At 69.7% G+C, this 16,703-nt stretch carries 14 protein-coding genes; 12 read left to right on the top strand and 2 right to left on the bottom strand.

What is annotated here, in order from left to right:
• Window positions 1-43 precede the first annotated feature (43 nt).
• A complete protein-coding gene (locus F0Q34_RS21695) occupies window positions 44-205 on the top strand; it encodes a hypothetical protein (protein WP_161600746.1) in 162 nt (53 codons plus the stop codon).
• A gap of 177 nt (window positions 206-382) precedes the next feature.
• On the opposite strand, the gene F0Q34_RS00150 is transcribed toward F0Q34_RS21695, so the two are convergent.
• Both F0Q34_RS00150 and F0Q34_RS00145 read right to left on the bottom strand, forming a co-directional pair.
• Window positions 383-820: a PaaI family thioesterase gene (locus tag F0Q34_RS00150; protein WP_149810123.1), complete on the bottom strand. Its 438-nt coding sequence runs from the start codon at window positions 818-820 to the stop codon at window positions 383-385.
• Between the two features lie 59 nt (window positions 821-879).
• Window positions 880-2,274, bottom strand: a complete 1,395-nt coding sequence (locus F0Q34_RS00145; RefSeq protein ID WP_149810122.1) for a helix-turn-helix domain-containing protein — start codon at window positions 2,272-2,274, stop codon at window positions 880-882.
• 158 nt (window positions 2,275-2,432) lie between these two features.
• Between F0Q34_RS00145 and aceA the strand changes: the two genes are divergently transcribed.
• The 11 genes from aceA (at window position 2,433) to F0Q34_RS00095 (ending at window position 16,696) form a co-directional block, all read left to right on the top strand.
• Entirely contained in the window at window positions 2,433-3,761 is a 1,329-nt protein-coding gene (gene aceA, locus F0Q34_RS00140; RefSeq protein ID WP_149810121.1) for an isocitrate lyase, read from the top strand.
• 23 nt (window positions 3,762-3,784) lie between these two features.
• Window positions 3,785-3,946 carry a hypothetical protein gene (locus F0Q34_RS21690; protein ID WP_161600745.1) on the top strand — a complete coding sequence of 54 codons (162 nt, stop codon included), beginning with the start codon at window positions 3,785-3,787 and terminating at the stop codon, window positions 3,944-3,946.
• Window positions 3,947-4,043: 97 nt separating this feature from the next.
• Entirely contained in the window at window positions 4,044-4,988 is a 945-nt protein-coding gene (locus F0Q34_RS00135; RefSeq protein WP_241665233.1) for a DMT family transporter, read from the top strand.
• A gap of 10 nt (window positions 4,989-4,998) precedes the next feature.
• Window positions 4,999-7,008 (top strand): DNA/RNA helicase domain-containing protein, encoded by a 2,010-nt coding sequence (locus tag F0Q34_RS00130; protein ID WP_149810120.1) that lies wholly within the window; start codon window positions 4,999-5,001, stop codon window positions 7,006-7,008.
• A 98-nt stretch (window positions 7,009-7,106) separates the two neighbouring features.
• Window positions 7,107-7,877: an SDR family NAD(P)-dependent oxidoreductase gene (locus F0Q34_RS00125; protein ID WP_149810119.1), complete on the top strand. Its 771-nt coding sequence runs from the start codon at window positions 7,107-7,109 to the stop codon at window positions 7,875-7,877.
• Between the two features lie 133 nt (window positions 7,878-8,010).
• Window positions 8,011-8,967: a sugar-binding protein gene (locus F0Q34_RS00120; protein ID WP_149810118.1), complete on the top strand. Its 957-nt coding sequence runs from the start codon at window positions 8,011-8,013 to the stop codon at window positions 8,965-8,967.
• 6 nt (window positions 8,968-8,973) lie between these two features.
• The gene (locus F0Q34_RS00115; RefSeq protein WP_149810117.1) at window positions 8,974-10,497 is read left to right on the top strand and encodes a sugar ABC transporter ATP-binding protein; all 1,524 of its coding nucleotides are present in this window, start codon (window positions 8,974-8,976) and stop codon (window positions 10,495-10,497) included.
• Window positions 10,494-11,477: an ABC transporter permease gene (locus tag F0Q34_RS00110; protein WP_149810116.1), complete on the top strand. Its 984-nt coding sequence runs from the start codon at window positions 10,494-10,496 to the stop codon at window positions 11,475-11,477. The genes F0Q34_RS00115 and F0Q34_RS00110 overlap by 4 nt, the downstream gene beginning before the upstream one ends.
• 68 nt (window positions 11,478-11,545) lie before the next feature.
• Window positions 11,546-13,330: a thiamine pyrophosphate-requiring protein gene (locus F0Q34_RS00105; RefSeq protein WP_149810115.1), complete on the top strand. Its 1,785-nt coding sequence runs from the start codon at window positions 11,546-11,548 to the stop codon at window positions 13,328-13,330.
• 122 nt (window positions 13,331-13,452) lie between these two features.
• Window positions 13,453-16,200, top strand: coding sequence for a DNA translocase FtsK (locus F0Q34_RS00100; protein ID WP_174241959.1), 2,748 nt, complete (start codon window positions 13,453-13,455; stop codon window positions 16,198-16,200).
• Window positions 16,193-16,696 carry a GNAT family N-acetyltransferase gene (locus F0Q34_RS00095; protein ID WP_149810114.1) on the top strand — a complete coding sequence of 168 codons (504 nt, stop codon included), beginning with the start codon at window positions 16,193-16,195 and terminating at the stop codon, window positions 16,694-16,696. Before F0Q34_RS00100 ends, F0Q34_RS00095 begins: the two co-directional genes overlap by 8 nt.
• The last annotated feature ends 7 nt before the right edge of the window (window positions 16,697-16,703 follow it).

The raw sequence follows: 16,703 nt of genomic DNA, 5'->3' as shown, positions 1-16,703 counted from the left end.
CCCCCGGCGTTCTCGTCCTGCAGGAATCAGGAAGCGGACCTCCATGACCGAAATGACGATCGAGTTGCCGGACGAACTCGCCGAAGCCATCGCGCAGACCGCCACCGCCCTGGGCACGACCCCGGCCGAGCTGCTGTCGGTGGTGGTGAGCGACGCCGTGGCGGAAATGCCGTCGGGGGATGCGGAGGATTGGCGCTTCCGCTGAGCCGGAAAGCCGGACGGAACCCGGAGGGGCGCATCGCGATCCGGGATTCACCTTGCCGGCAATGGGCCTGATGCTTCAAGGAACGGCCTGCCATCCTGGCGGGCCGTTGTTTTTGCGGGGAAGTTGAGCAAAGGCCGGTGCCCGCCCGGGGGGCGTTCTCCCGGCCCCGCAGGCCGCTCAGGCCTCCGCCGCCGGGCTGCCTTCCACCGTTTCGCTGCCGGCGCGCCAGCGATGCGTGGAGGCGCCGAAGGCCACCAGGGTGCCGGCCTCGTCGAACACCTCGGTCCGCACGAAGAAGATGTTGCGGCCGCGCGACACCAGCTTCGCCTCGGCGACGACGCGGCCGCCCTTCACCTGGCCGGTGAAGCGGCAATCGAGATCGATGGTGACGGCCTTGCGGGTGTTGCCCGGCACGCTGCACCACAGGCCGGCATAGCCCGCCGCCTGGTCGATCATCGACAGCAGCACCCCACCATGGACGATGTTGCTGCGGTTCATGTGCTTCTGGGCGATGTTGCAATAGAGGCGGGCGAAGCCGTCGCGCCATTCCTCCAGATGGATGTCGATCAGGTCGTGATAGGGAGCGGAATGCTCCCCGGGAAGGATCTTGGTCATTCCCGCATGGGGGCGGCTTTCCGCGCGCAGGTCAAGACAGGGGCCGCGATGCGGCGCCTTCAGTGTCCGGGCTTGTTGAAGCGCCAGGGCGCGGCGCTTTCCACCAGCGGGTCCAGCGCCAGGCGGTGTTCCATCGGCGGAAAGGCGCGGGAGCGGCAATCCTCCCGGTCGCAAAGGCGGCAGGACAGGCCGATGCCGGTGCGGGCCCGCGCCGCGTCGAGGCCATCGGCATACACCACCTCCGCCGCCCGGCCGATGTCGCAGCCCATGGCGATCACATGCACCGGCAGCGGCTCGCCCCAGCGCAATGCCGGGCCGGTGACGGTGCGCGCGAAGCACAGAAAGGCGGCGCCATCCGGAAGCTCGGCCAGCTGCACCCGCATCACGCCCGGCGTCGCGAAGGCGGTGTGCGGAATCCAGCGCGGGCAGGAACCGCCGAAGCGGGCGAAAGGAAAGCCGGCGGCGGAAAAGCGCTTGTCCACATTGCCGGCAGGATCGACGCGCAGGAAGAAGAACGGCACGCCGCGCGCGCCATCGCGCTGCAAGGTGGAAAGCCGGTGCGCCACCTGCTCGAAGGACACGCCGAAGCGCGCCGCCAGCAGGTCGAGGTCGTGGCGCAGCGTGGCGGCGGCAGCGAGAAACGCCGCATAGGGCATCAGCAACGCGCCGGCGGCATAGTTCAGCAGGCCGATGCGGATCAGCGCCGCCGCTTCCTGCGTGCTGGGCACGGGATCGAGCAAGGCTTCCACCGCCTCCCGCGCTTCCAGCAGCATCAGCTGGAACGCCATCTGGAAGCCGCGGCTTTCACGCGGCAGGAACTCCGACAGGTCCAGCACGCGGCTGGCGGGATCGTAGCGGCGCAAGGCCCCTTCCAGCGGGCCGACGCGCACATGCACCGCATGGCGGTGGCGCAGGCGCTCGGCGATGGCGTGGTTCAGCTCGGCCGGCGCGGCGCCGAGCTCGCGGCCGATGGCTTCCGCCACCGCCTCCAGCGAGGCGAAATGGTTGGCGTGGTTGCCGAAGAAGTCGCGCGCCTCCTCGGAGGGCAGCATCATCAGCCGGCCGCTGGGCAGGGCGATGCCGCTGGAATCTTCCCGCGCCACGCGCCAGGCGCGGTACAGCGCCAGCACCGCGCGCGCCGCGTTGGGCGCGCTGCCGGCCAGGGCCTGCACTTCCTCCTCCGCCACCGGATCCAGGCCGAGGGCCGGGTCGCGGAACACCTCGCGCAGATGGTTCTCGGTCTGCCGTTCCTCGCTGCCGGACAGCGCCGCCAGATCCACCTGCAGGCTGTGCCCGAGCTTGATCAGCAGGGAAGCGGTGACGCCGCGCTGGTCGTGCTCGATCAGGTTCAGGTAGCTGGCGGAAATGCCCAGCCGCGCCGCCAGCGCCTGCTGCGTCAGCTTCTGGTCCTGGCGCAGCCGCCGGATGGTGCGGCCGATCAAGGGTCGAGCCATCTTTACACTCTTTACAAATTTACGGCCGCCTCGGTGAAGATCCACACCTTGTTGCAGCAACGTCGGAAGATTGCGGGATGAACTGTGCGCCCGCAATGTGAATTATTGACGCATGGGCGGCGAGCAACACAGCCGCGCAACACGGAAACGGAGACACCATGCGCCCCGAAATCAACACCGCCCCGGAAGGCCTGTCCGCCGCCCCTGGCGGTGAGCGCTTCACCGGCATCCGCCGCGACTACACGCCCGCCGATGTCGAGAAGCTGGCCGGCTCCTTCCGCGTCAAGCACACCCTGGCCGAGATGGGGGCCCGGCGGCTGTGGCAGCTGCTGCACAGCGAGCCTTATGTGAACACGCTGGGCGCGCTCACCGGCAACCAGGCGCTGCAGCAGGTGAAGGCCGGGCTGAAGGCGATCTACCTTTCGGGCTGGCAGGTGGCGGCGGATGCCAACACGGCGGCCACCATGTATCCGGACCAGTCGCTGTATCCGGTGAACTCGGTGCCCCAGGTGGTGACGCGCATCAACAACGCGCTGCGCCGCGCCGACCAGATCGCCCACATGGAAGGAAAGGGCGACGCCACGCACTGGATGGCGCCGGTGATCGCCGATGCCGAGGCCGGCTTCGGCGGCGCGCTGAACGCTTATGAACTGATGCGCGCCATGATCGAGGCGGGTGCCGCCGGCGTGCATTTCGAGGACCAGCTGGCGTCGGAAAAGAAATGCGGCCATCTCGGTGGCAAGGTGTTGGTGCCGATTTCGCAGCATATCCGCACGCTGAACGCGGCGCGCCTCGCCGCCGATGTGGAAGGCGTTTCCACCGTTCTGCTGTGCCGCACCGATGCCGAAAGCGCGCAATTGCTCACCGCCGACGTGGATGAGCGCGACCGCCCCTTCATCAGCGGCGAGCGCACCGCGGAAGGCTTCTTCCGCATCAAGCCCGGCGTCGGCAAGGATTACGCGATCGCGCGCTCCCTCGCCTACGCGCCCTATGCCGATCTGCTGTGGTGGGAAACCTCCGACCCCGACCTCGACGATGCGCGCGCCTTCGCCGAAGCCGTGCACAAGGAATTCCCGGGCAAGCTGCTGGCCTATAACTGCTCGCCGAGCTTCAACTGGAAGCGCAAGATGGGGGAGGACGCGGCGGCGAAGTTCCAGCGCGAGATCGGCGCCATGGGCTACAAGTTCCAGTTCATCACCCTGGCCGGCTTCCATTCGCTGAACTATTCGATGTTCCAGCTGGCGCGCGGCTACAAGGAACGCGGCATGGCCGCCTATTCCGAGCTGCAGCAGGCGGAGTTCGCCGCGGAAGCCGATGGCTACACCGCGACGCGCCACCAGCGCGAGGTCGGCGTCGGCTATTTCGATGCCGTGGCCACGGCGGCCTCGGGCGGCACCTCATCGACCACGGCGCTGGCGCACAGCACCGAGGCCGCGCAGTTCCACGACAACCACGTGCCCGCGGCGCCCGCCGTGGCGGCCGAATAACAACACCGAACCGGAGAACGACCATGACCCACGAGCATGATTACGACGACGGCCTGGTGCACAGCCATTCCTGGGCCACCGAGCCGCCCACCGCGCCCGCCGGGCGCGGGCTTAAGGCCGTGGCCGATGCCGCCGCCGTGCCGACGCCCAGCACGGCCTATCGCGACGATCAGATGGACCACTGACCTCCCGCCTTCCTCCTGCCCTGACGATCCTGCCGGGGGAGCGATCCCCCGGCCTTTTTGCGCCCTCCCCGCATGGCGCGGAAGGCGCCGGTCTGACATGCTGCGCTGGCCCTGGGAGCCCTTGCCGCGCATGCCGCTCGCTTACCTTCAGCTGGCCACCGCCATGGCCCTGGTCGGCGCCAATGTCGCGGTGGCCAAGCTTCTGGCGGAAGCCCTGCCCATCATCATGATCGTCGCGCTGCGCTGCCTTCTGGCCTGCGTGGTGTTGTGGCCGCTGGCGCGCCTGGTGGATGGGCGGGTGCGCCCGTCAGGGCCGATGCTGCGCAACCTGGCGGCGCAGGCGCTGGTCGGCACGCTGCTCTACAACGCGGCGCTGCTCGCCGGCCTGCGCCATACCACGGCGCTGGAGGCCGGGCTGGTGCTGGCCACCCTGCCCGCGGTGATCGCGCTCGGCTCGGCGCTGTTCCTGCGCGAGCGGCTGGCGCCGCGCCATTGGCTGGCGGCCGGTCTGGCCGCTATCGGCATGGGCGCCATCACCCTGGCACGGCTGGCCTCGGGCGATGATTCCGGCGGCGGCAGCCTCATCGGCAATGCTCTGGTGTTCCTGGCGGTGTGCGGGGAGGCCGGCTACGTGCTCCTGGCCAAGCGCGTCGTCGGCCGGGTGCCGGTGATCACCGCCTCCTTCTGGATGCAGGTTTTCAGCACGCTGATGGCATTGCCCCTCTGCCTGCCGGCGCTGGGAGCCGCAGCCGGATTGTGGCAGCCGGGGATCGCCGGATTGCTGCTGTTCCACAGCCTGACGGCTTCGGTGCTGTGCCTGCTGCTCTGGTACCAAGGGCTGAAGCGGGCGCCGGCCGGGGTGGCGGGCGTGTTCACCGCGCTGCTGCCCGCGGCAGCGGCGGTGGTCGCGGTGGCGCTGCTGGGCGAGGCCTTCCAGCCGCTGCACGGCCTGGGCTTCGCGCTGATGCTGGGCAGCATTGGTCTGGCAACCTGGCCAGGGCGGCGGAACGGTGCCGTCGCCGATGCCCGGATCGCCCGCTAGGCCGCATCGCATGAAGGCATGGGTTTCCACCACCGGCGCGGAACTGTTGGCCCAGCCGGCCGATCATTGGGCGGGGCGGCTGGCTTTCGCCCAGGCGGGCCAGATGTCGGAACTGCAACGGGCGCAGCGCGAAAGCTGGCTTGGCCTGGTGGCGCTGCTGCAACAGGCATTGCCGATGGCAGGCGGTGAAGGCTGGACCGTTCTGCTGGAATGCGACCTGCTCCGGCTCGAGAAGCGCATCGATGCGGTGATCCTGACCGATCGTGCCGTGGTGGTTCTGGAATACAAGCATGGCGCCGGCGGCTTCACCGCCGCCGATCTGGCGCAGGCCGAGGATTACGCGCTCGACCTGCATGATTTCCATGCCGGCAGCCGCTGCTGCCCCGTGGTGCCGGTTCTTCTGGCCAGCGCCGCGCCGCCGCCCGCCAATCAATGGCCGATCTTCCACGCCGTCACGCCGGTTCTGCGCAGCAACGCCGCCGGATTGGGGCCATTGCTGCGGAATATCCAATCCGCCATTCCGGAACCGCCGCGGCTCCTCGACCCTGCGGCCTGGGCCGCGGCGCCGTACCGGCCGGTGCCAACGATCATCGATGCGGCCCGGCGGCTGTTCGACCGCCATGAGGTGGAGGCCATCGCCACCGCCCGGGCGGATGCCCTCAATCTCGGCCGCACCACGGATGCGATCCGCCGCGCCATCGCCACGGCCTCGGCACGGCGGGAGCGCTGCGTCGTGTTCGTGACCGGCGTGCCGGGCGCCGGCAAGACCCTGTGCGGGCTGAACCTGGCCTTCGGCACGCATGCGGAGATCGGCGCGGCGTTCCTGACCGGGAACGCGCCGCTGGTGGCGGTGCTGCGCGGCGCCCTGGAACAGGATGCGCGGCAGCGCCAGGGCCGGACGGGCCGGCAACCCCGGCGCGAGGCGCGCGCGGTGCTGCAAAACGTCCACCGCTTCCTGGAACATCATGTTCGCGCCCCTGATGAGGCACCGGCCGAACACGTGGTGATCTTCGATGAAGCCCAGCGCGCCTGGGATGCCGCGCAGGCCGGGCGGGACACGCAACGCCGGAGCTCGATCCTCAGCCTGTCCGAGCCAGCCCACATGCTGGAGATCATGCACCGAGTGCCGGACTGGTCGGTCATCGTGGCGCTGATCGGCAATGGGCAGGAAATCAACACGGGCGAAGCCGGGCTGGCGGAATGGGGCGCGGTCATCGCCAACAGCGGAGGGGCATGGCAGGCCGTGGCGGCACCCCGCGCGCTGGACGCCGCCGAGCCCGTGCAACGCCTGGCCCAGGGCCATCCATCCTGGTTGCGGCTGGACCCCGACCTGGACCTCACCTTGCCGCTGCGCGCTGTCCACTACGCCGCCGCGGCGGATTGGGTGGATGCCGTGCTGACCGACCGCGCCGCGGATGCCGCCGCCATTGCCGCGCGCGGCGGACTACCCTTCCGACTGACCCGCGACCTCGGCGCCCTGAGGGCAGCCCTGCGCCAGCGGGCACGTGGCCTGCGGCGCGCGGGGTTGGTTTGTTCGGCCAAGGCGAAACGGTTGCGGGCGGAAGGGCTGGGGGCGCAGCTGCACGGCGCGGATGCGGAGGTGGTGAACTGGTTTCTGCGCCGCTGGCCGGATGTCCGCGCCTCCGATGCGCTGGAAGTCTGCGCCACCGAATATGCCTGCCAGGGCCTGGAACTCGACTGGGTGGGCCTCGCCTGGGGCGGCGACTTCATCCGGCACGGGGGACAATGGCGGGCGCGCCGCTTCGTTGGCCACGCTTGGCAACGGGTCGGCAGCCCGGCCAGCCAGCACCACATCCGCAACACCTATCGCGTGCTGCTCACCCGTGCCCGCTTCGAAACATTGATCTTCGTGCCGCACGGTGATGCCGCCGACGCGACGCGGCCAGCCGCGGAAGCCGATGCGGTGGCGGATTACCTGCTCCGCTGCGGCGTCCCGCTCCTGGACAATGGCGAAGTGCCCGCCATCCCCGCCACGGCTCCGCTGCCCTTCCTTCTTTGAGCCGGCATCCCGCATCACGCCGCCATTGTGCCGCCTTCCCAACAAGCTCACCCTGGCGGCGCATCCGACGGTGCCCGAGGCAAAAAGGAAAGCCGCCAATGGAACAAAACGCCATCTACCCAGATCTGGCCGGGCGCAGCATCTTCATCACCGGCGGCGGCAGCGGCATCGGCGCCGCCCTGACCCGCGCCTTTGCCGCCCAGGGCAGCAAGGTCGCCTTTGTGGACATCGCCCGCGAGGAAAGCGAAGCCTTGGCCGAAAGCATCGCGGCGGAAGGCGCACGGCACAAGCCGCTGTTCCTGTTCTGCGACCTGCGCGACATCGAGGCGCTGCGCGACTCGGTCCGCCGCGCCGCCGAGGCACATGGCGACATCACCGTGCTGCTCAACAACGCCGCCCATGACGAGCGCCACGCGGTGGAGCGCGTCACCGTGGAATACTGGGACGACCGCATCGCCGTGAACATGCGCCCCGTCTTCTTCGCCGCCCAGGCGGTGATCCCGATGATGCAGCGTGCCGGCGGCGGCTCGATCATCAATTTCGGCTCGGTGTCATGGAAGCTGCGGCAGGGCGGGATGCCGGCCTACACAATGGCCAAGGCTTCGATGCAGGGCCTGACGCGCGGCCTGGCGCGCGACTTCGGCAAGCAGAACATCCGCGTCAACACGCTGGTGCCGGGCTGGGTGATGACGGAGCGCCAGCTCAAGCTCTGGGTCACGCCCGAGGCGGAGCGCGAGATCGATGCCGGGCAGGCCCTGGCCGGGCGCGTGCGGCCGCAGCACATCGCCGACATGGCCCTGTTCCTGGCCTCCGGCGCATCGTCCATGTGTTCGGCGCAGGAATTCGTGGTTGATGGCGGATGGACCTGATTTCATCCACATCACAGCTTCGTGCAGCCCCGCCGTGATCCGGTGCGACGCGGAAGGCATCTGCTAGCCTTCCACGCAACGGCCCTGTTCAGGGCTTAAGGCCCGGAACAGGGCCCGCAGGGAGGAACTCGACATGCAACGGCGTTCATTGCTGGCGGCCCCGGCCGCGCTTGCCCTGGCTGCGCTGCCCCGGGCGGGGGCAGCGCAGGAGAAGCGGAGCCTGGCCTTCGTGGTCAACGTCTCGGCCGATTTCTGGACCATCTGCCGCCGCGGCATCGAGAAGGCCAATCGCGAGCATCCCGACTTCGCCATGGAAATGATCGTGCCCGGTCAGGCCAGCGCCGCCGAGCAGCGGCGCATCATAGACGAGTTGCTGGCGCGGCGTGTCGCCGGCATCGCCATCTCGCCGATCAATCCCGCCAATTCGACCGAAACGCTGAACCGTGTCGCGTCGCAGTCGATCCTGTTCACCTCGGACAGCGACGCGCCGAACAGCAACCGCCTCGTCTACATCGGCACCGACAACGTCGCCGCGGGGCGCGAGGCCGGCAAGCAGATGAAGAAGGCGCTGCCGCAGGGTGGCAAGGCGATGCTGTTCGTCGGCACCATGGATGCCGACAATGCGCGCGAACGCGTGCAGGGCATCCGCGAGGAGCTGCAGGGCGGCGAGATCAACATCATCGACATCCGCACGGATGAAAGCGACATCGCCCGTGCCAAGCGCAACGTGGAGGACACGCTGGCGCGCTATGCCGACATCAACCTTCTGGTCGGGCTCTGGGCCTACAACACGCCGCAGATCTACCAGGCGGTGAAGGGCGCGGGGCGCGATGGCAAGGTCAAGATCGTCGGCTTCGACGAGGACGCGCTGACGCTGCGCGGGATCGCCGACGGCACCATCGAATCCACCGTGGTGCAGCAGCCCTTCGAGTTCGGCTATCAGAGCATGGTGGGCATGGTGAAGGTGCTGAACGGCGACCGCTCCTTCATTCCGCCCAACAAGCAGATCATCATCCCGACGCGGATCATCGACAAATCCAACGTCGCCGAATTCCAGAAGCAGATGCGGGACCTCCTTCGGGGGGCCTGACGCCGCATGGCACCGCTGCTGGAGCTGGACGGGATCGGCAAGACCTATCCCGGCGTGCGGGCGCTGGATGGCGTCAGCCTGCGACTCGAACGGGGTGAGGTGCTGGGGCTGATCGGCGAGAACGGCGCCGGCAAGTCCACACTGATGAAGGTGCTGGGCGGCGTCGTGCCGTCCAGCGAGGGCACGATCCGCATCGATGGCCAGCTGCAGGCATCGTGGGACGTGCCGGCGGCGACCCGGGCGGGCATTGCCTTTGTCCACCAGGAACTCAGCCTGTTCGACAATCTCGATGTCGCCGGCAACGTCCTGTTCGGCCGGGAGCCGCTGCGCGGCGGCCCCTTGCGGCTGTTCGACCGCCGCGCGGCGCGCGAGAAGGTGGCGCCGATCCTGCGGCGGCTCGGCGCCGACTTCACGCCGGACACCCCGGTGGCCGAGCTGTCCATCGCGCAGCGGCAATTGGTGGAGATCGCCCGAGCCCTGGCGGCCGAGGCCCGCATCATCATCCTCGACGAGCCGACCTCCTCCCTGACGCTGTCCGAAACGGCGCGCCTCCTGTCGGTGGTGAAGGAGCTGCGCGCCGGCGGCGTGGGGCTGATCTACATCACCCACCGCCTGGGCGAGATCATCGATTGCGCCGACCGCGTGGTCTGCCTGCGTGACGGTCGGATGGTGGGCGCGCTGCAGCGCGAGGACATCGCCCATGGCACCATGATCCGGCTGATGATCGGGCGCGAATTGCGCTCGCTCTATGCCCCGCCCACCAATCCGCCCGGCGAGGGCGGGCTGGAGGTGCGCGGCCTGGTGACTTCCGCCTTTCCGGCACGCCAGGTGGACCTGCATATCCGGCCCGGCGAGATCCTGGGCCTCGCCGGGCTGGTGGGCGCCGGGCGCACCTCGCTGGCGCGCACCCTGTTCGGCATCGACCCGCCCCTCGCCGGGGAAATCCGGCTGGATGGCCGCCCCCTCGCGCTGCGCGGCCCGCGGGACGCGGTGGCCGCCGGCATCTACCTGGCGCCGGAGGACCGCAAAAGGGCGGGGCTGGTGCTCGACATGCCCATCACCCAGAACGTCACGCTGGCCAACGCCGCGGATTACACGCGTGGCGGCCTGCTGATGCACCGGCTGGAGCGCGCGGCGGCCGAGAAGCAGCGGCAGGGGCTGCGCATCAAGGCGCCGGATTGCGGGGTCAGGGCCAGCACCCTGTCCGGCGGCAACCAGCAGAAGGTGGTGCTGGGCAAATGGCTGTCCATGGCGCCCAGGGTGATCCTGTTCGACGAGCCGACGCGCGGCATCGATGTCGGCGCCAAGGGCGAGATCTACGCGCTGATGCGCGCCCTGTCGGACCATGGCGTCGCCATCCTGATGATCTCCTCCGACATGGAGGAGGTGCTGGGCGTCAGCGACCGCATCGTGGTGATGCATGAGGGGCGCATCAGCGGCGGGCTGGACCGATCCGGCTTCAGCGAGCAGGCGGTGCTGCGGCTCGCCATCGGCGGCACGCGGCAGGAGGCGGAGGAAACGCACGCATGAGCAAGAAGGAACTGGGCCTGGCCCTGCTGCTGATCGTGATCGGCGGCATCACCGCGGCGCTGAACCCGCTTTTCCTGTCCGGGGTGAACCTGCTGAACATGGCCAACCTGATCGGCCTGTTCGGCATCTTCGCCATCGGCCAGGGGCTGATCATCATCACCGGCGGCATCGACCTGTCGGTGGGCTCGATGTTCGCCCTGCTGGGCGTGATCCTGGTGGACCTGCTGGTGAATTTCGAGCTGTTCTGGCCACTGGCGGTGCTGGCGGTGATCGGCGTCGGTCTGGTGCTGGGGCTGCTGCACGGCCTTCTGGTCACCCGGCTGAAGCTGCAGCCCTTCGTGGTGACGCTGTGCGGCCTGCTGATCTATCGCGGCATCGCCCGCTACTACACGCAGGATTCCACCAGCGGCTTCGGCTATGCGGGCGACATCGACACGGTTTCCTGGCTGGCGGCCGGCCGCTCCTTCGGCATTCCCAACCCCTTCATCATCATGGTTGTGGTGGCCCTCATCATGGCGGTGGTGCTGCACCGGACGGTGTTCGGCCGCTATCTTTACGCCGTCGGCCGCAACGAGGAGGCGGCGCGCTATTCCGGCATCAACACCGATGCGGTGATCACCGGCGCCTATGTCCTGGGCGGCGCCCTGGCCGGGCTCGCCGGCGTGCTGCTGGTGTTCTACACCTCCTCCGTCTCGCCTTCCTCCTTCGGCAATTTCTACGAGCTTTACGCCATCGCCGCGGCGGTGCTGGGCGGCTGCTCGCTGCGCGGCGGGGAAGGCAGCGTCCTCGGCATCGTGCTGGGCACGGTGCTGCTGCAGATCCTGCAGAACCTGGTGAACATCCTGGGCATCCCGTCCTCGCTGAACTTCGCGGTGATGGGGGGCGTGATCCTGCTCGGCGTGATCGCCGACCAGCAGCTCGGCCAGCGCAAGCAGCGCATCCAGTCCAACCGGGCGCAGGGGCTCGCGCCCGCCGAATAGGCAGGCAACATCCCTCCCCCTTCGGCGTTGGTTCGGGCATCGCCCCACCACGCTGAAGGGAGTTTCCCATGGCCAAGACCGTCGCGGATTTCGTCTGGGAGCGTCTTGGCCAATGGGGCGTGAAGCGGGTCTATGGCTATCCGGGGGATGGCATCAACGGGCTGATCGGCGCGCTCGACCGCGCCAGGGACAACATCCATTTCGTCCAGGCCCGGCATGAGGAAATGGCCGCCTTCATGGCCGGGGCCCATTCCAAGTACACGGGGGAGGTGGGGGTCTGCCTCGCCACCTCCGGCCCCGGCGCCATCCACCTGCTGAACGGCCTCTACGATGCCAAGGCCGACCACATGCCGGTGCTGGCCATTGTCGGCCAGCAGGCCCGCGCCGCGCTGGGTGGCCATTACCAGCAGGAAGTGGACCTGTCCGCGCTGTTCCGCGACGTGTGCGGCTTCGTGCAGCAGGCCAGCGTGCCGGAGCAGATCCGCCACCTGATCGACCGCGCCATGCGCATCGCCATGGGCCGGCGGGAGATCGCCTGCATCATCCTGCCCAACGACATCCAGGACCTGCCGGCGGTGGAAACCCCGCCGCACGCCCATGGCACCATTCACAGCGGCGTCGGCTATGCCGAGCCGCGCCTGGTGCCGGAGGACGCGACGCTGCGGCAGGCGGCCGAGGTGCTGAACGCTGGCCAGAAGGTGGCCATGCTGGTGGGCGCCGGCGCCCTGGGCGCCACCGAGGAGGTGCTGTCGGTGGCCGGCGTGCTGGAGGCGGGCATCGCCAAGGCGCTGCTCGGCAAGGCCGCCGTGCCGGATGACCTGCCCTGGGTGACCGGCTCCATCGGCCTGCTCGGCACCGAGCCGTCCTGGAAGCTGATGCAGGAATGCGACACGCTGCTGATGGTCGGCTCCGGCTTCCCGTATTCCGAGTTCCTGCCCAAGGAAGGCGCGGCGCGCGGCGTGCAGATCGACCGCAACCCGGCCATGCTCAGCCTGCGCTACCCGATGGAGGTGAACCTCACCGGCGATGCCGCCGCCACGCTGCGCGCCCTGCTGCCGCTGTTGCAACCCAAGGAGAAGGGCCGCTGGCGGGAGCGCATCGCCGGCTGGACCGGGGATTGGTGGCGCCTGACCGAAAAGCGCGCCATGGCCAGCGCCGAGCCGGTCAACCCGCAGCGCGTCTTCACCGAGCTGTCGAAGCGCCTGCCCGACGATGTCATCATCGGCGCCGATTCCGGCTCCTCAACCAACTGGTATGCGCGGGACCTGAAGCTGCGCCGGGGCATGATGGCGACGCTGTCCGGCGGGCTGGCCAGCATGGGCTCGGGCATGCCCTACGCCATCGCGGCGAAATTCGCCTATCCCGACCGCCCCGTGCTCGCCATCTGCGGCGACGGCGCCATGCAGATGAACGGCATGAACGAGCTGCTGACCGTCAGCCGCTATTGGCGGGACTGGGCCAGCCCCCGATTCGCCGTGCTGGTGCTGAACAACCGCGACCTCAACCAGGTCACCTGGGAACAGCGGGTGATGAATGGCGACCCCAAATTCCTAGGCTCGCAAAGCCTGCCGGAATTCTCCTATGCCCGCATGGCCGAGCTGGCCGGACTGCGCGGCATCGCCGTGGACGATCCGGAGCTGCTCGGCGCCGCCTGGGACGAGGCGCTGGCTTCCGACATCCCCGTGGTGCTCGATGTCCGCACCGATCCCAATGTGCCGCCGCTGCCACCGCACATCACCCTGAAGCAGGCGCAGGCTTTCCTGAGCAGCATGTTTGGCGAGCCGGAACTGGGCTCGGTGCTCGGCAACACGGCGCGCCAGGTCGCGAGTCGGATCCTGCCCGGCGGGAGCTGAAGCGCCAGTCCACCCCCGGAGGGAGAGCCATGCGGGATATTTCCCGCATGACTTTCCTTCTGTTCCAAGCCTTTGCCGTGTTAGCTTACCGGCCTCACTCAGCAACAACCATGTTGAGGCCAATGTCGCGCGCCCTTGCCGATCGTCGTTCATCTTCCCGCACCCCGCCTCAACCGGAGCGCGGCAGCGCAGCGCGCCGCTTCGCCTCGCCCGCTGTCCTGAACCTCCTGCGGCGCCGCGCAGCGGAAATGGCCGGGCTGGTGCTCGGGCTGGCCGGCCTGGCGCTTCTTGTGGCGCTGGTCAGCTACAATCCCGCCGATCCGTCGCTCTCAACCGCCACCACGCGGGCGCCGACCAACCTGGCCGGTCCGGCCGGCGCGGTCACCGCGGACCTGCTGCTGCAGGCCTTTGGCTGGGCGGCGCTGCTGCCGGTTGGCGTATCGCTGGGCTGGGCGTGGCGGCTGGCGACGCATCGGGGCTTGGCGCCCTTCCCCGGCCGTGTCGCCGCCGTGCTGGCCGCCGTGCCGATGCTGAGCGCCGCCCTGGCGCTGGCGCCCCTGCCGGCCGGCATGCCCGCCGCCACCGGTCCGGGCGGCGCCATGGGAATCCTGATCGCGCAGGCTGTTCAGGGCACCGGCAGCGCCATTTTCGGCCCCTTCGGCATGGTTGTGGCGCAGGTGGTGATCATCGCGCTGGCGGGCTGGCTGTCCTTCGCGGCCCTGGCGGTGCCCTTGATGGTGTGGCGGCAGGCGGGCCGGCAGGCCGGGCGCGCCGCCGGCGGCGCCGCGCGCGGCGGCGTCAGCCTGACCTCCCGGCTTTTCGCCCGCAGTTCCGCCCCGAAGCCGCAGCCCGCGCCCCGCTGGCAGCCGGAGCCCGAGGACGAGGCCGAGGAAGCCGGCCCCAGCGTCGCCACCCGTCTGGCGCGCCCCTTCCTGGCGGTGGGCGATGCCGTGGGCGGGCTGCTGAACCGCCGGGGCGAGGCCCCTTCCCCGCAGCTGGCCGCCATGCTGCGCGCCGCCGACGAGGCGATGGGCGAGGCCGGCCCGGCGCCGGAACCCCCCCCTCGCCGCGAGCGGCGCGCCCCGGTGCTGCATGCGCCCGGCGAGCGCCGCGCCGAGCCCTCCATCGGCCGCCTGGCGCGCGAGGCCGCGCCGCCGCCGCCCGTGCGCGACGCCCGGCATGACCTGCCCGACCTCGGCGCCGCGGAAGCGGACGAGGACGAGGACATGGCGGATGACGGCCCGCTGCTGGCGCCGGAGCCGCCGCGCGTCCGGCAGGCCGCCGCCGCGCCCGAAGCGCCGCGCATGCTGGACCGCGTGCCGCCATCCCGCCCCAGGCCGCAGCCGGCGCGGGAGCCGACGCCCTTCCAGTTCCCGCCGCTCGATCTGCTGGCGCCGCCGCCGGCGCGCCGCGCCGCCGGCCCGTCCGAGGAAGCGTTGCAGAACAATGCCCGCCTTCTGGAATCCGTGCTGGAGGATTACGGCGTGCGCGGCCGCATCGTGGAGATCCGCCCCGGCCCGGTGGTGACGCTGTATGAGCTGGAGCCGGCGCCCGGCACCAAATCCGCCCGCGTCATCGGCCTGGCCGACGACATCGCCCGCTCCATGAGCGTGGTCGCCGTGCGCATCGCCACCGTGCCGGGCCGCAACGTGATCGGCATTGAATTGCCGAACGCCAAGCGGGAGATGGTGTTCTTCTCCGAGATGATGATGGCGGAGGATTGGGGCCGCCATAGCGGCAAGCTGCCGCTGGCGCTCGGCAAGGACATCGGCGGCGCGCCGGTGATCGCCGACCTCGCCCGCATGCCGCATCTGCTGATCGCCGGCACCACCGGCTCGGGCAAGTCGGTCGGCATCAACACCATGATCCTGTCGCTGCTCTACCGCTTCAGCCCGGATGAGTGCCGCTTCATCATGATCGACCCCAAGATGCTGGAATTGTCGGTCTATGACCGCATCCCGCATCTCCTGGCGCCGGTGGTGACGGAGCCGACCAAGGCGATCGGCGCGCTGAAATGGACGGTGCGGGAGATGGAGCGCCGCTACCGCGCCATGTCGCAGCTCGGCGTCCGCAACATCGGCGGCTACAACGAGAAGGTGCAGGCCGCCCAGGCGCGCGGCGAGGTGCTGAGCCGCCGCGTGCAGACCGGCTTCGACCCCGACACCGGCAAGCCCGTCTTCGAGGACCAGCCCCTGGCGCTGGAGCCGCTGCCGATGATCGTCGTGGTCATCGACGAGATGGCCGACCTGATGATCGTCGCGGGCAAGGAGATCGAGGCCGCCGTGCAGCGCCTGGCGCAGATGGCGCGGGCCGCCGGCATCCACGTGATCATGGCGACGCAGCGGCCGTCGGTGGACGTCATCACCGGCACCATCAAGGCCAACTTCCCGACCCGCATCTCCTTCCAGGTGACGTCGAAGATCGACAGCCGCACCATCCTGGGCGAGATGGGCGCCGAGCAGCTTCTTGGCCAGGGCGACATGCTGCACATGGCCGGCGGCGGCCGCGTGTCCCGCGTGCACGGCCCCTTTGTCTCGGATGCCGAGGTGGAGCGGGTGGTGGACTGGCTGCGCGAGCAGGGCGAGCCCGCCTATATCGAGGAAGTCACCGAATCCGACGAGGAGGATGGCGGCGACAACGGCCTGTCCGGCATCGCCGGCGCCTCGGATGGCGAGAAGGGCCTGTTCGACCAGGCGGTCGCGCTGGTGACGCGGGAAGGCAAGGCTTCCACCTCCTTCATCCAGCGGCACCTTTCCATCGGCTACAACCGCGCCGCCAAGCTGATCGAGCAGATGGAAAAGGAAGGCGTCGTCGGCCCTGCCAACCATGTCGGCAAGCGCGAGGTGCTGGCGCGGCGCAGCGATGACTGAGGGCTTCCGCATCCGCCGCCTCGGCGTGGCGGATGCCGCGGCGTTCCGCGCCATCCGGCTGGAAGCGCTGGCCGCGCAGCCCGAGGCCTTCGGCAGCAGCGTGGAGGAGGAGGCGGCGCAGCCGGAGGAGGTCTTCATCGGCCGCCTTGCCGAAGGCGCCATTTTCGGCGGCTGGCTGGAAGGCCGGCCAGAGCTGGCGGGGGTGATGGCGCTGGCCGTGCCGGACAAGGCGAAGTCGCGGCACAAGGGCCTGCTCTGGGGCGTTTATCTGTGCCCCGTGGCGCGCGGCACCGGCCTGGCGCCGGCCATGCTGCGCCATCTGCTGGACCATGCGCGCGGCGTCGTCGAGGAAGTGCGGCTGTCCGTCACGCGTGGCAATGGGCCTGCCCGGTCGCTGTATCTGCGGGCCGGCTTCACCGACTGGGCGCTGGAGCCCCGCGCCCTGAAGATTGGCGGCACCTACCATGACGAGCACCTGATGGTGCTGCGCTTCTGAGCGCCGC

The organism is Teichococcus oryzae, from assembly GCF_008386565.1.
Classification (GTDB): Bacteria; Pseudomonadota; Alphaproteobacteria; order Acetobacterales; family Acetobacteraceae; genus Pseudoroseomonas; species Pseudoroseomonas oryzae.
Note: the sequence above shows the minus strand (reverse complement) of the source record. Positions and strands in the feature narration are given on the sequence as shown.